This is a genomic window from Mycolicibacter arupensis (assembly GCF_002086515.1).
In the GTDB taxonomy this organism is placed as follows: domain Bacteria; phylum Actinomycetota; class Actinomycetes; order Mycobacteriales; family Mycobacteriaceae; genus Mycobacterium; species Mycobacterium arupense.
Genome location: NZ_MVHH01000070.1, coordinates 1 through 13,836 on the forward strand (window position 1 = coordinate 1; position 13,836 = coordinate 13,836).

Consider the following 13,836-nt stretch of genomic DNA (forward strand, 5'->3'; position numbering starts at 1 on the left):
GTCGTTCTCCCGGCGCTCAACGTCGTTCTCCCGGCGCTCAACGTCGTTCTCCCGGGCGTGCGATCGCGCGGCTTGCACCCCGCCGAAGTGACTGCTGATCGACGTGCGGATCGCCTCGGGATCGCGTTCCGGTGTGTCCGGGTCGGGCCGAGACGATTCGCCATTGGATGTTACCGACCGTTCCTGGCCACCCGATTCGTCTGCCGCATCCGGGCGCTCGGCCGATGCCGAGCCCGGTATCAGCCGGGCGCCCGGCTCACGGACGGGCAGGCCGTGTTCGGTGTGAGCGACAACAGGTACGTTCGCCGCTTCGGCGGCAACCGACCAACCGCGGTCCCAGACCGACTGCCAGTCCAAGTCCGCGCGCAGGCCGGCCTCGTTGGGGTCGTTGGCCAGCGACTCCGAGAGCATGCGCTGGTAGATGGAGTCGGCGTCAACCTCGGCCGCGGTGGGCGCCACCCGGGTACGTGCCGCGAAATACCCCGAGGTGTCCGCGGGAGAGACCCTCTCAGCGGCAGGTTCGGCGGCCCGCTGCGGTTGCGGGGCCGATGGCACCGCCGGCGCTGCGCCCTGCTCCTCGGACTCCCACCAGGGTTGCGGCAGCTCACGGCGCCCGTGTTCGGCATCGAGCGGCGGCTGCGCCGGTTGTTCCGGCTGCGCGACGGGCACGCCGGTAATGCCGCTGGAGCCTGGCGTGCGTCGCGGCAGCAGTGAGACGACGGGACCGGACTCGGTAGCCTCGGACGGCTCATCATGCTGCGGGTCGGCCGCGGGTTCGTACGCTTCGGGCCGCGACGGCGCGGCATGGGCCACGTAGGGCGCAGCCGACGGCGTGAAAGCCGGCGCCGACGCAAGCTCCTCGGCGGGCCGGACGGTCAGCAGGTGCGGGGGCAGATACACCTCCGCGGTGATCCCGCGAGATCCCTGCGACGCCGGGTACAGCCGGACCTCGATCTGATGGCGCGCGGCCAGCCGGGAGATCACGAACAGGCCCATGTGACGGGCGTTCTCGGGGCTGAACTCCCCGCCGGCCGCCAGGCGCATGTTGGCCATCCGCAGGTCGGCGTCCGTCATGCCCAACCCGACATCGACGACTTCGACCACCACTCCGCCGTCGCTCTCGAATCCGGCCACCACCCGCACCGGCTCCGTCGGCGCCGAGTACCGCAGTGCGTTGTCGATCAACTCCGCGAGCAGGTGCACACAGTCCGAGGCGGCAGTGCCGATCACGGTGGTGTCGGGTACCAGCACGGTCTGCACCCGGTCGTATCCCTCGACCTCCGAGGCGGCCGCGCTGATCAAGGTCGCCAACGGAACCGGCCGGCCCCGCTCCTGAGGGGCGCGGGCGCCGGCAAGCACCAGCAGGTTCGCGCCGTTGCGCCGCATCCGGGCGGCCAGGTGGTCCAGGCGGAACAGACTTTCCAGCCGGTCCGGGTCGTCCTCGTTGCGCTCCAGCCGGTCGATCAGGGCCAGCTGCTGGTCGACCAGGGACCGGTTGCGCCGCGACATCGTCTCGAACATCTCGTTGACCAGACGTCGCAACCGGGCCTCATCACCGGCGAGCAGCAGCGCCTGGGCGTGCAGCTCATCGACGGCGTGGGCGACCTGCCCCACCTCCTCGGTGGTGTAGACCGGCAGCGGGTCGGGGTCACGCTCGGAGCCGGGCATCCCGGCACGCAGCCGGGCGATCTCCTGTTCGAGGTCCGTGTGGGCCACCTGCAGCGCGCTGTCCCGCAGGGTCCGCAGCGGCCGCACCAGGGAACGCGCCACCAACCACACGGCCAGCAGGGTCGCGGTGATCGCCGCCAGTACCAGCACGATGTCGCGCAGAGCCGCAGTGCGCCGGTCCGCGGCCCGGTCCTCCACCTCCTGGGTGACCGCCCCGGTGTTCTCGCTGATCAGGCGGGCGGCAATCTGGTCGGTGGTACGGATCGAGTCGCGCAGCACCGGGTTGTTCGGCAGCACCTGTTCCGGATCGGCCAGGATCGACATCCGGATCACCAGTTGCTGTTGCAGTGACTTGGCGTCCGGGGAGTCCACGCCGAGCACCTCGGTCATCCCGAACAAGGTCGACGGCTCGGTGCCGGCCAACGTCATCATCGAACTGCGCAGTTCCGGGTCGGGAAGTTCGCCGCCCCGGTTGACCAGAAGTTCCTGCATCATCATCTGGCCCCGCGCGCCGACCGCACGGCTCAGGGCCTGGGTCTGCGATCGGATCCGCTCGTTGTCCACCCGCACCGACCCGGTGATGGTGTCCTCGGCGGTCAGCAGGAGGGGCGCGTAACCGGTCACCTCATCACGCAGGCCGACTCCGGTGGTCGACACCAGGCTCAGCAGGTCCTGGCCGCGATCGATCAGCGTCTGGACCCCGGACTGCACGTCGGCGGCGACGTCGGTGTGCGACAGCCGTGACTGGAGTTCGGACTTGCGGTTCTCGAAGTTCTTGCGGGCGCCCTCGGCGTCGCCGTCGGAGGAGGCGGCCACCAGCGCATCACCCAGCGCCGACATGTAGTTGGTGATCGCCGGGATCATCTCGGCGCGGTCGGCCACCAATCGGAGCCGGTTGGCCTCGGTGAGCGCGTCCGCCACCCGCAGCCCGCCGAACAGGCCCGCCAGTGTCAGTGGCAGCAACGCGATCGCCAGCACCTTCCAGCGCACCGGCCAGTTGCCCACCGACCATCGCGACGGTCGCTTGACCGCCGCGGCCTCAGGCTGAGCGTCCACGGCTGGCGCGGCGGGCTCGTTACTGGCTTGGTCCACCCCTTCCGGGTGGTCAAAGAGTGTCACCGGTCGGCGGCCGATTCGCCGACCGCTCGGCTGAGATTCACCGTCTGCGCCTCATTCATCGGACTGTCTCCCGACATCCACCCACAGGGGGATGCGGTGTGATTCACGGCATAGCAATTCGACGAGTATGACAGTCAGGCGACAGCCATGACCAGGATTTTTACTGAACAGAACACTTTCCGAGACCTTCGCGTGTCATGGCGAACTCCGGTCGAGCAAACGGGCCACGCCCTGGCCCAGATCACCTCCTGCGGCCACGAGATGAGGAAAGATAGGCGATTGTGAAAGCTGTCATCGGAACGGTCGCGGTTGCCTCGGCTTTGGCCTTGTCAGGGTGTACACACACGTACGAGATCCCCTTGCCTGAGATTCCACATTCCGCTGCGTCTGAGCCTGCCGGTGCACCCTCATCTACTGGCTCAAAGATGTTGCCCAATTTGGACGTTCCAGACGGGTTCAGCTGGTACGGGACCGAAGACGGCGGCAAAGTCGAAATCTGGACGTACTCCAGCAAGAGCAACGGCGAACGGAAGCGAAGCATGTTCACGTCGCGCGTCAATGAGCAGCTCATGCGTGGCGGGTGGGAAAAATGCCCCGGATCCACCAGCATCTTGACTGACTGGATTCGTGACGGTGTCGGGATGAGACTGCACTTCGTCGGTGGCTCGGGCTACACGACCTACGCGCGGCTGACCACGCTGCCCTACGAGATGGCAAACGGCTGCCCAAGCTGATGCCATCCACACCGCGAGAGGGCGTCGCGCCGAACCTGTGACGACACGCCGACTCGTCCGGGCCCACTGCCGGCCGACTTCGCACCGCCATTTCACGGTGGCCGATTCCTCGGTTGAGCTGGACAAACGTAACTCAGATTCGCACGTACGAGGGGAAACACGGTTGTGATCCGGGTGTTGTTCTATTCGCCGCGCATCCCGCCCAACACCGGAAACGCGATCCGGATGGTGGCCGCGACGGGGGCGGAACTGCATCTGGTGGAGCCGCTGGGCTTCGACCTGTCCGAGCCGAAGCTACGACGCGCCGGTCTGGACTACCACGACCTGGCGTGCGTGACGGTGCATCCGTCACTGCCGGCGGCGTGGGAGGCATTGGGGCAGGCTCGAGTCTTCGCGTTCACCGCCGGTGCCACCACGCCCTACACCGACGTGCGCTACCGCCCCGGCGACGTGCTGATGTTCGGTCCCGAACCCACCGGCCTGGACGAAGCGACCCTGGCCGATCCGCACATCACCGCGCGGCTGCGTATCCCGATGCTGGCCGGGCGGCGTTCGCTGAACCTGTCGAACGCCGCCGCGGTCGCGGCCTATGAGGCGTGGCGCCAACACGGATTCGCCGGCGGGGTGTGAGCTGTCACCCGGCGCCGAACGTCGGGTTATGGCACCCGATTCCTTCGAAAACGTGACATAACCCGACACTCACCGCTGGTGGCGATCACCACGTGTCGAAGTGGACCACCTGCTCAGCCGGTAACCGCTTGGCCGGCTTGAAGTCGGTGCCCTTGGTGTAGGCGATGGGGAACAGTCCGCCCTGGCTGTATTCCTCGTACGGAATCCCGAGCACCTCGGCGGCCTGACGCTCACCGTCCCCGAGCAGGTGCAGGGTGGTCCAGCACGAACCCAGGCCGCGGTTGCGCAGCGCCAGGCAGTAGCTCCAGGCGGCCGGGAACAACGACGCCCAGTAGGACGCACTCGACGGCCGCTGCTCGGGCCGGCCCGCCAGGCACGGGATCATCAGCACCGGCACGTCCTGCATGTACTCGGCCAGATATTTGGCCGAGCCGCTGACGAATTCCATCCGTTCGCTGCGCACGTCACCCTCGCCGTAGTCGGGCTTCATCTGACTCAGGTAGGGGGTGGCGTTGACCCGGTAGATGTCAGCGATCGCCTGCTTCTTGACCGGGTCGGTGACGAACATCCACTGCCAGCCCTGGGCGTTGGAACCGGTCGGGGCCTGCAGGGCGATCTCGAGGCACTCCATCAGCACCTCGCGGGGAACCGGCTTGTCGAGGTCGAGGCGCTTGCGGACCGATCGCGTGGTGGTCAGGACTTCGTCGGCGGACAAGTTGAGGTTCATGGATGGAGGTTACCGTCGGACCGCCGGGCACTACCGAAAATCGCGGGAGCGCGAACTCACCGCCAGCTCAAGGACGCCCAGCCGATCCGCGAGCACGGTGACCGCTCCGCTGGCGTTCTGCACCCGGCCGCGGATCAGCAGCGCCGTCGCGGTCTGCGCCAGCCGGCGATGCCGCGCCCACACCCCCGGCGTGCACAGCACATTGACCATCCCGGTCTCGTCTTCAAGGTTGACGAACGTCACCCCGCGGGCAGTGGAAGGCCGCTGCCGGTGAGTGACCGCCCCGGCCACCAGCACCCGGGTGCCATCGGGAACGCTCAGCAGCTGATCGGCCGGGATCACCCCGAGCGCATCAAGATCGGCGCGCAGGTACTGGGTCGGGAAACTATCGCAGGAGACCCCGGTGGCCCAGACATCGGCGGCGGACAACTCGATCTCGCTCATTCCGGGCAGGGCCGGAGTGTGCGTCGCCACCCCCACCCCGGGCAACCGGTCCGGCCGCTGCCCCGCCGCGGCCCCGGCCATCCACAGCGCCTGCCGACGCGACATACCGAAGCAGTCGAACGCACCCGCGGTTGCCAGCGCTTCGGCCTGTGCGGCCGAAAGCTGCACCCGGGCCGTCAGATCCACCATCGAGGCGAACGGCCCGCGCTCTTCCCGGTCGGCCACCAGCCGCTCGGCGAGGTCGGTGCCGATCCCCCGGACCGCACCCAGCCCCAGCCTGACCTGCGTTCCGGCTTCGGCCAGCGTGGCGTGCGCCAGGCTGGCGTTGACGTCCGGCCGGTGCACGAGGACCCCGTGCCGGCGGGCATCGGCCACCAGCGACTGCGGAGAATAGAAGCCCATCGGCTGCGCCCGCAGCAGCGCGGCGCAGAACGCTGCTGGGTAGTGCAGTTTGAACCAGGCGGAATAGAAGACCAGCGAGGCGAAGCTCATCGCGTGACTCTCCGGAAATCCGTAGTTGGCGAAGGCTTCCAGCTTCTCGTAGATCCGATCGGCCACTGCCCCGGTGATGCCGTGACACTCGGCCATGCCGATGTAGAACCGGTCACGCAGCCGGCGCATGCGCTCCGGTGACCGCTTAGAACCCATCGCCCGGCGCAACTGATCGGCTTCGCCCGCGGTGAAGCCAGCGCAGTCCACCGCCAGCGTCATCAGCTGCTCCTGAAACAGCGGAATTCCCAGGGTCTTTTCCAGTGCCCGCTCCATACACGGATGCTCATAGGTCACCGGGTCGATGCCATTGCGGCGGCGGATATAGGGATGCACCGATCCGCCCTGAATCGGCCCGGGCCGGATCAGCGCCACCTCTACCACCAGGTCGTAGAAGACCCGGGGGCGAAGCCGCGGCAGGGTGGCCATCTGCGCCCGCGACTCCACCTGGAACACCCCGACCGTGTCGGCGCGCGCCAGCATCTCATAAACCGCGGACTCGGACAGGTCGATGGCGGCCAAGTCAACCGTGACCGAACAATGCTGCGCCACCAGGTCGATCGCGTAATGCAACGCCGAAAGCATTCCCAGACCGAGCAGATCGAACTTCACCAAACCGATTGCCGCGCAATCATCTTTATCCCACTGCAGCACACTGCGTCCGGGCATCCGGGCCCATTCCACCGGGCACACATCGGCGATCGGGCGATCACAGATCACCATGCCGCCGGAGTGGATGCCCAGATGCCTCGGCAGATCAGCGACCTGAGCGGCCAGCTCGATCACCTGCTCAGGGATGCCCTGAACATCGGAGCTCTCCGATGTGGCCGGACCCCACCTGCTCAGCTGCTTGCTCCAGGCGTCCTGCTGACCCGGCGAATAGCCCAGTGCGCGAGCCATATCCCGCACCGCGCTGCGACCCCGGTAGGTGATGACGTTGGCCACCTGGGCGGCATGGTCACGACCGTATCTGTCGTAGACGTACTGGATCACCTTCTCCCGCTCATCGGACTCGATGTCGATGTCGATGTCGGGTGGGCCGTCACGGGCCGGCGACAGAAAGCGCTCGAACAGCAGTCCGTTGGCCACCGGGTCCACCGCGGTGATACCGAGGGCATAACAGACCGCTGAGTTAGCCGCCGACCCCCTGCCCTGGCACAGGATGTCGCTGCGCCGGCAGAACTGAGTGATGTCGTGTACCACCAGGAAATATCCGGGAAACCCCAGTTGGGCAATGACTTCCAGCTCGCGGTCGATCTGCGCATAGGCGGCAGGCGCGCGTTCGGGTGGGCCGTAGCGCCCGACGGCGCCGGCCAGGGTCAGCCGGCGCAGCCAGCTGTCCTCGGTGTGCCCTTCGGGAACCGCGAACGGCGGCAGCCGCGGTGCGATCAGGGTCAGCGAGAAGGCGCACCGTTCGCCGAGTTCGGCCGCCGCCGGCACCGCCGCCGGGTACGTCGCGAACAATCGGGCCATCTCCGCCCCGGACCTCAGATGGGCGCCGCCCAAGGGGGCCAGCCGGCCGGCGGCGGTATCCAGCGACTGGCGCGCCCGGATCGCGCCCAACGCCATCGCCAGCCGCCCCCGGTCCGGCCTGGCGAAATGGGCGCCGGTGGTGGCCACCAGACCCACCCCGAATCGGGGCGCCAGGCCGGCCAGTGCGGCGTTGCGCTCGTCGTCGCAGGGATCCCCGTTTCGGGTCAGCTCCACGCTGACCCGGGCGGCCCCAAAGCGGTCCACCAGGTCTGCCAGCGCAGCTTCAGCCGCGGACGTGCCCCCGGCGGCCAGCGCATGGCGGACGTGGCCTTTACGGCAGCCGGTCAGGATGTGCCAGTGCCCGCCGGCCGCCTCGGTCAGCGCATCCAGGTCGAAAAGTGGCCGCCCCTTCTCGCCGGCCAGGTGCGCGGCGGCGATCTGCCGCGACAACCGCCGATAGCCCTCTGGGCCGCGGGCCAGCACCAGCAGATGCGGCCCGGGAGGGTCCGGGTCGTCGGTGCGCGCCACCTTCCCCAGTGACAGCTCGGCGCCGAACACGGTGCCTATCTCCAGGCCCGAGGAACTCAATTCCCGGGCCGCCTCGGCGAACCGCACCACCCCATACAGACCGTTGTGATCGGTCAGCGCGATCGCCCGCAGGCCCAAGCGCGCAGCCTCGGCGACCAGCTCCTGCGGGCTGCTGGCGCCGTCTAAGAAGCTGTACGCCGAATGGGCATGCAACTCGGCATAGGGCACCGTGCGGCCGGTGGGACGGCGCAGCTCAGGCGGTGGGGCCGACGGGGCACGGTCCGCCGACACACCGGCCGAATCGCCGGTGTGACGAGGCTTACCATCGAGCACCCGCTCCATTTCCGCCCAGCTCGGCGGCCCACTGCCCCAACCCATACCCCGCAATATATCGAACATATGTGCGAAAATGTTCGCGCTGGGTGTGAAAAAGAACTTTGATGCACTAATCTGTGTCAGATTCCGGCACGATCCGAAAGGGCCACTGCTTTCATGTTCGGCGTTGTCAGACGTGCATGGTTACCCCTGCTGATCGTCGCAGTCCTCGCGGTGGGAGGGTTCACGGTGCAGCGGGTTCGCGGCTACTTCGGAGCCGACGACAGCGGCAACGGAACTGTCCCGTTCGAGGACACCAAACCGTTCCACCCCAAAATCGTGCTCTACGAAATCTTCAGCCCGGACGGGACCTACGCCGACGTCAATTATCTGGATCTGGACGCCCTGCCGCAGCGGATCGACGGCGTCAGCCTGCCGTGGTCACTGACCCTGTCCACCACCAATCCCGCGGTGAGCCCCAACATCGTCGCCCAAGGTGACGGCACCACCATCGGCTGCCGGGTCACCATCGACGGAGTGGTCAAAGAAGAACGCATCTCCACCAGTCCCGTCAGCGCCCAGACCTTCTGCATTGTGAAATCCGCATGAGCAAACACAGCGACAGCACCACACCTGACGCCCCGACCGACGCCCTGCCGGTGTCGCCACAGCCCAAGCGCGGCGGTATCCCCGCATGGATCCGCCGGCTCGCCGTGCCCATCATCTTGGCGTGGGTGGCGCTCACCGTTCTGGTGAACGTGATCGTGCCGCAGCTCGACGAGGTCGGGAAGATGCGCGCGGTGTCGATGGCCCCTCGCGACGCTCCGTCGATGATCGCGATGATGCGGATCGGCAAGGTGTTCGACGAGTTCAAGTCGGACAGCTCGGGCATGGTCGTGATCGAAGGCGACCAGCCCCTGGGCGACGACGCGCACAAGTACTACGACCAGTTGGTCGCCAAGATGGAGGCCGACCCCGCTCATATCGAGCACGTCCAGGACTTCTGGAGCGACCCGCTGACCGCAGCCGGATCGCAGAGTCCGGACGGCAAGGCCGCCTATGTCCAGGTGTATCTGGCCGGCAACATGGGCGAGACCCTGGCCAACGAGTCGGTCGAGGCCGTCCAGAAGATCATCGCCGACACTCCGGCCCCCGAAGGCGTGCACGCCTACGTCACCGGCGGGGCCGCCCTCAACGCCGATCAGCACATCGCCGGCGACAAAAGCCTGAAACTCATCACCGCGCTGACGTTCGTGGTCATCATCACGATGCTGCTGAGTATCTACCGGTCGGTCGGCACCGTGCTGTTGGTGCTGGGCATGGTGGTCTTCTCGCTGAGTTCTGCCCGCGGCGTGGTGGCGGTATTGGCCTACTACAACATCATCGGCCTCTCGACGTTCGCGGTGAACCTGCTGGTGACACTGGCCATCGCCGCCTCGACGGACTATGCGATCTTCCTGCTCGGCCGCTATCAGGAGGCGCGAGCACTCGGCGAGGACAAGGAATCGGCCTTCCACACCATGTATCACGGCACTGCGCACGTGATCCTGGGTTCGGGGCTGACCATCGCCGGGGCGACCTTCTGCCTGCACTTCACCCGACTGCCCTATTTCCAGTCGCTGGGTGTCCCGCTGGCGATCGGCATGTTGGTCATCGTGCTGGCCGCTCTCACCTTCGGCTCCGCGGTGGTGACGGTGGCCAGCCGCTTCGGCATGCTCGAGCCCAAGCGGGCGATGCGGATCCGCAGCTGGCGACGCATCGGCACGCTGATCGTGCGCTGGCCGGGGCCGGTCCTGGTGGCCACCACGGCGGTCTGCCTGGTCGGCCTGCTCACCCTGCCGGGGTATAAGAGCGCCTACAACGACCGGGAATACCTGCCGGATTATGTGCCGGCCAACATCGGCTACGCCGCCGCCGACCGGCACTTCTCCCAGGCCCGGATGAGCCCGGAACTGCTGATGATCGAAACCGACCACGACCTGCGTAATCCGGCCGACTTCCTGGTGATCAACCGGATCGCCAAGCGGGTGTTCGAGGTTCCCGGTATCGGGCGGGTGCAGACCATCACCCGGCCGCTGGGCACGCCGATCGAGCACACCACGATCCCGTTCGCGATCAGCATGCAGGGCAGCACCCAGCAGCTGAACATGAAATACCAGCTCGACAGCATGAAGAACATGCTCAAGATGGGCGACGACATGCAGGTCTCGATCGACAGCATGAAGCAGATGCTCGAGGTCACCCGCGCGATGTCGGAGACCACGCACAGCATGGACCTCAAGATGCACCACATGCTCGACGACATCCAGAAGATACGCGACTCGATCGCCGACTTCGACGACATGTGGCGCCCGATGCGCAGCTACTTCTACTGGGAGCCGCACTGCTTCGACATCCCGATCTGCTGGTCGATCCGGTCGATCTTCGACGTCATGGACGGCCTCGACCAGATGACCGAGGATTTCGAGAAGGTGCTGCCCGACATCGACAACCTCGACCGGCTGATGCCCCGGATGCTCGAGATCATGCCGCCGATGATCGAGACGATGACCAACATGCGCACCACCCAGCTGAAGATGCAGTCCACCATGGAGGGCCTGCAGCTTCAGATGCAGGAGATGATGGACGGCCAGAACGCCATGGGCAAGGCGTTCGACGAGTCCAAGAACGACGACTCGTTCTACCTGCCGCCGGAGGCGTTCGACAACCCCGATTTCAAGCGCGGCATGAAGATGTTCCTGTCCCCCGACGGGCATTCGGTGCGGTTCATCATCTCCCACGAGGGCGATCCGATGTCCGAAGAGGGCATCTCGCACGTCGCGCCGATCAAGCATGCGGTGCACGAGGCACTCAAGGGCACGCCCCTGGAGGGCTCGAAGGTCTACCTCGGCGGCACCGCAGCCATGTTCAAAGACATGAAGGACGGGTCGAGCTACGACCTGATCATCGCCGGCATCGCCTCGCTGTGCCTGATCTTCATCATCATGCTGCTGATCACCCGGGCCGTGGTGGCCTCGGCGGTGATCGTCGGCACGGTGTTGCTGTCGCTGGGCACATCGTTCGGGCTATCGGTGCTGATCTGGCAGCACCTCCTCGGACTTGACCTGCACTGGATGGTGCTGGCGATGTCGGTGATCATCCTGCTGGCGGTGGGTTCGGACTACAACCTGCTGCTGGTCTCCCGGATGAAAGAAGAGCTGCCCGGCGGACTCAAGACGGGCATCATCCGCGCGATGGGCGGCAGCGGCTCGGTGGTCACCTCGGCGGGCCTGGTGTTCGCCTTCACGATGATGTCGATGATCGTCTCCGACTTGAAGGTGATCGGCCAGGTGGGCTCCACCATCGGACTCGGCCTGATGATCGACACCCTGGTGATCCGGTCGTTCATGACGCCGTCGATCGCCGCACTGTTGGGCCGCTGGTTCTGGTGGCCACAACGGGTGTTGTCGAGGCCGTCACCGGCTGCGCAGCGGCCTGCGCTGCCGGCGACCAGTGAGTCGGTGCCCGTCGGCTGATGCCGATCAGGTCGGCCGAACGACGAGCACCGGCGTGTGGGCCGACTGCACCACTTCCTGGCTGACCGAGCCCAGCAGCATGCCGGTGAAACCGCCGCGGCCGTGGCTGCCCAGCACCACCAGCTGAGCTGCCCGCGACTGGTCGATGAGTTGATCGGCCGGCCGGTCATCGACGACCACGCGGCGGACGGTGACATCCGGGTAGCGCTCGTGCCAGCCGGCCAATCGCTCGGCCAGTGCCAGTTCGCCGTCGGAGGCCATGACGGCCGGGTCCAGGCCGGGAAAGTCCATCAGGCCGGTGTCGTGCCAGGCGTACACCGCGATCAGTTCCACCCCGCGCAGCGAAGCCTCCTCGAAGGCCAGTGCCGTTGCGGCCTCCGACACCGGAGAGCCGTCGATGCCGACAACCACCGGTGCGGTATCAGGGTATGTATAGCCTTCCGGATGAGCCTGATGTACGACCGCGACCGGGCAGTGCGCATGCCGGATCAGGGACGAACTGACCGATCCGAGCAGGCGCCGACGCAGCGGCCCATGCCCACGAGACCCGACCACCAGACGGCTGGCCTCGCGGCTGATGTCCACCAGCGTCGGAACCGTCGAACCCACGACGATCTCCGCGGTGACCCGCGGCGCCCCGGCCGCCTCGGCGACCTCGGCGGCATGGTGCAGGTGGTGTTCGCCCTGTTCGCGCTGCCACTCGGTGTAGCCGGGCGGCATCGGTGTCTCGGGGAAGGTCATCACCACCGGCGAAGCCAGCACGTGGACCAGGGTGAGCGGCAGGTTATGCAGCGCGGCGTCGCGCGCCGCCCAGTCGACGGCTGCAACTGATGACGGTGATCCGTCGACACCGACGAGGATTCCGGTAAGGGGCGACATCGGGGACTCTCCTTGTGTTTCAGGGGACCTCTACACCCCTACCACGCTAAACCGAATGGGGCTGTGGCACCGTGGTGGCATGGTTGGCATGTCGGTCACGATCGACCCGCGCCGGCATGACGCGGTGCTGTTGCACCTCGACGGCGGTACCGACACCGCGGACCTGACCGAGCGCCTGCATCACGCCGGAGTGCGGGTGGCTGCGGTGGCACCCGAGAGTTCCGCTGCCGACTTGGTGCACGCCGCCGCCGGGCTGACCGTGCGCCCCGGCCGGTGTGCGGTGCTCACCGATGCCGCATCGGGTGTGACCGATGCGCGCAGCGCCGGATTCGCCTTGGTGATCGGCCTGGGCCGCGACGGCGGCGACGCGCTGGTGGACACCTTGTCGGCGGTGCAGGTGCGCACCGGCGATCGGCCCATGTCGGCCCTGCCGGACGCGATGGCCGCTGCGGAGTTGCGCGCGCCGGACCGCCCCGCGGTGTTCTTCGACTTCGACGGGACTCTATCGGATATCGTCGATGATCCCGACGCGGCCCGACCGGTGTCCGGCGCGGTGGATGCGTTGCGCGCGTTGGCCATCCGGTGCCCGGTCGCGGTGTTGTCCGGCCGCGACCTGGCCGACGTGCGGGCACGCGTCGGCCTGGACGGGATCTGGTACGCCGGCAGTCACGGTTTCGAACTGACCGATCCAGACGGCGTCCACCACCAGAACGACACCGCCGCCGACGCGGTGCCGGTGCTGGCCGACGCCGCAGCTGCGCTCCGCCGGAAGCTCAGCTCGATCCCGGGAATCATGGTGGAACACAAACGATTCGCCGTGGCAGTGCACTACCGCAACGCAGCCCGGGATCGGGTCGGTGAGACGATGGCGGCGGTGCGTCAGGCGGGCCGCAGCAGCGGGCTGCGGGTCACCACTGGACGTGAGGTGATCGAGTTGCGTCCCGAGATCGACTGGGACAAAGGCCGCACGCTGCACTGGCTTCTGGATCGGATGCCCGGGGTGCGAACGCCACTGTTCCTCGGCGACGACATCACCGATGAGGACGCGTTCGACGCGGTCGCCGAACTATCGGGTGCCGGAATAGTGGTGCGGCACAACGATGACGGCGACCGCGCGACCGCCGCCCGGTATGCCCTGGAGAGCCCGGCGCAGGTGGCCGAGTTCACGGCCCGGTTGGCCACGCACCTGAGCAGCTGAGTACCTCCCCTGATCAGCGCGGCGGTCCGGGAGGTGCCGGAGCCCCCGCGGCAGGCGGGGGCCCCCACGCCGGGGGCGGCGGAGCTCCCCAGGCCGGTGGCGGCGGGGGGCCCCACG

At 67.3% G+C, this 13,836-nt stretch carries 9 protein-coding genes; 5 read left to right on the forward strand and 4 right to left on the reverse strand.

The features are described from left to right. A partial coding sequence (locus BST15_RS19645; protein WP_109560246.1) for an ATP-binding protein occupies positions 1-2,787 on the reverse strand: 2,787 nt, incomplete at its 3' end. 425 nt (positions 2,788-3,212) lie between these two features. Between BST15_RS19645 and BST15_RS19650 the strand changes: the two genes are divergently transcribed. Continuing rightward, positions 3,213-3,521: a hypothetical protein gene (locus BST15_RS19650; RefSeq protein ID WP_046189779.1), complete on the forward strand. Its 309-nt coding sequence runs from the start codon at positions 3,213-3,215 to the stop codon at positions 3,519-3,521. Between the two features lie 165 nt (positions 3,522-3,686). Further along, a complete protein-coding gene (locus tag BST15_RS19655; protein ID WP_046189778.1) occupies positions 3,687-4,151 on the forward strand; it encodes a tRNA (cytidine(34)-2'-O)-methyltransferase in 465 nt (154 codons plus the stop codon). A gap of 85 nt (positions 4,152-4,236) precedes the next feature. On the opposite strand, the gene BST15_RS19660 is transcribed toward BST15_RS19655, so the two are convergent. Then, a complete protein-coding gene (locus BST15_RS19660) occupies positions 4,237-4,878 on the reverse strand; it encodes a nitroreductase family protein (protein ID WP_046189777.1) in 642 nt (213 codons plus the stop codon). A 30-nt stretch (positions 4,879-4,908) separates the two neighbouring features. Further along, positions 4,909-8,190 (reverse strand): error-prone DNA polymerase, encoded by a 3,282-nt coding sequence (locus BST15_RS19665; protein ID WP_046686430.1) that lies wholly within the window; start codon positions 8,188-8,190, stop codon positions 4,909-4,911. Between the two features lie 114 nt (positions 8,191-8,304). Between BST15_RS19665 and BST15_RS19670 the strand changes: the two genes are divergently transcribed. After that, positions 8,305-8,736 (forward strand): MmpS family transport accessory protein, encoded by a 432-nt coding sequence (locus BST15_RS19670; RefSeq protein ID WP_046191328.1) that lies wholly within the window; start codon positions 8,305-8,307, stop codon positions 8,734-8,736. Further along, positions 8,733-11,642 (forward strand): MMPL/RND family transporter, encoded by a 2,910-nt coding sequence (locus tag BST15_RS19675; protein WP_046191329.1) that lies wholly within the window; start codon positions 8,733-8,735, stop codon positions 11,640-11,642. Before BST15_RS19670 ends, BST15_RS19675 begins: the two co-directional genes overlap by 4 nt. Before the next feature lie 6 nt (positions 11,643-11,648). Here the strand turns inward: BST15_RS19675 and BST15_RS19680 are convergent, their stop codons facing one another. Further along, complete coding sequence (locus tag BST15_RS19680; protein WP_046191330.1) at positions 11,649-12,521, reverse strand: universal stress protein; 873 nt, start codon at positions 12,519-12,521, stop codon at positions 11,649-11,651. A gap of 88 nt (positions 12,522-12,609) precedes the next feature. Between BST15_RS19680 and otsB the strand changes: the two genes are divergently transcribed. Beyond that, positions 12,610-13,719: a trehalose-phosphatase gene (gene otsB / locus BST15_RS19685; protein WP_046191331.1), complete on the forward strand. Its 1,110-nt coding sequence runs from the start codon at positions 12,610-12,612 to the stop codon at positions 13,717-13,719. The last annotated feature ends 117 nt before the right edge of the window (positions 13,720-13,836 follow it).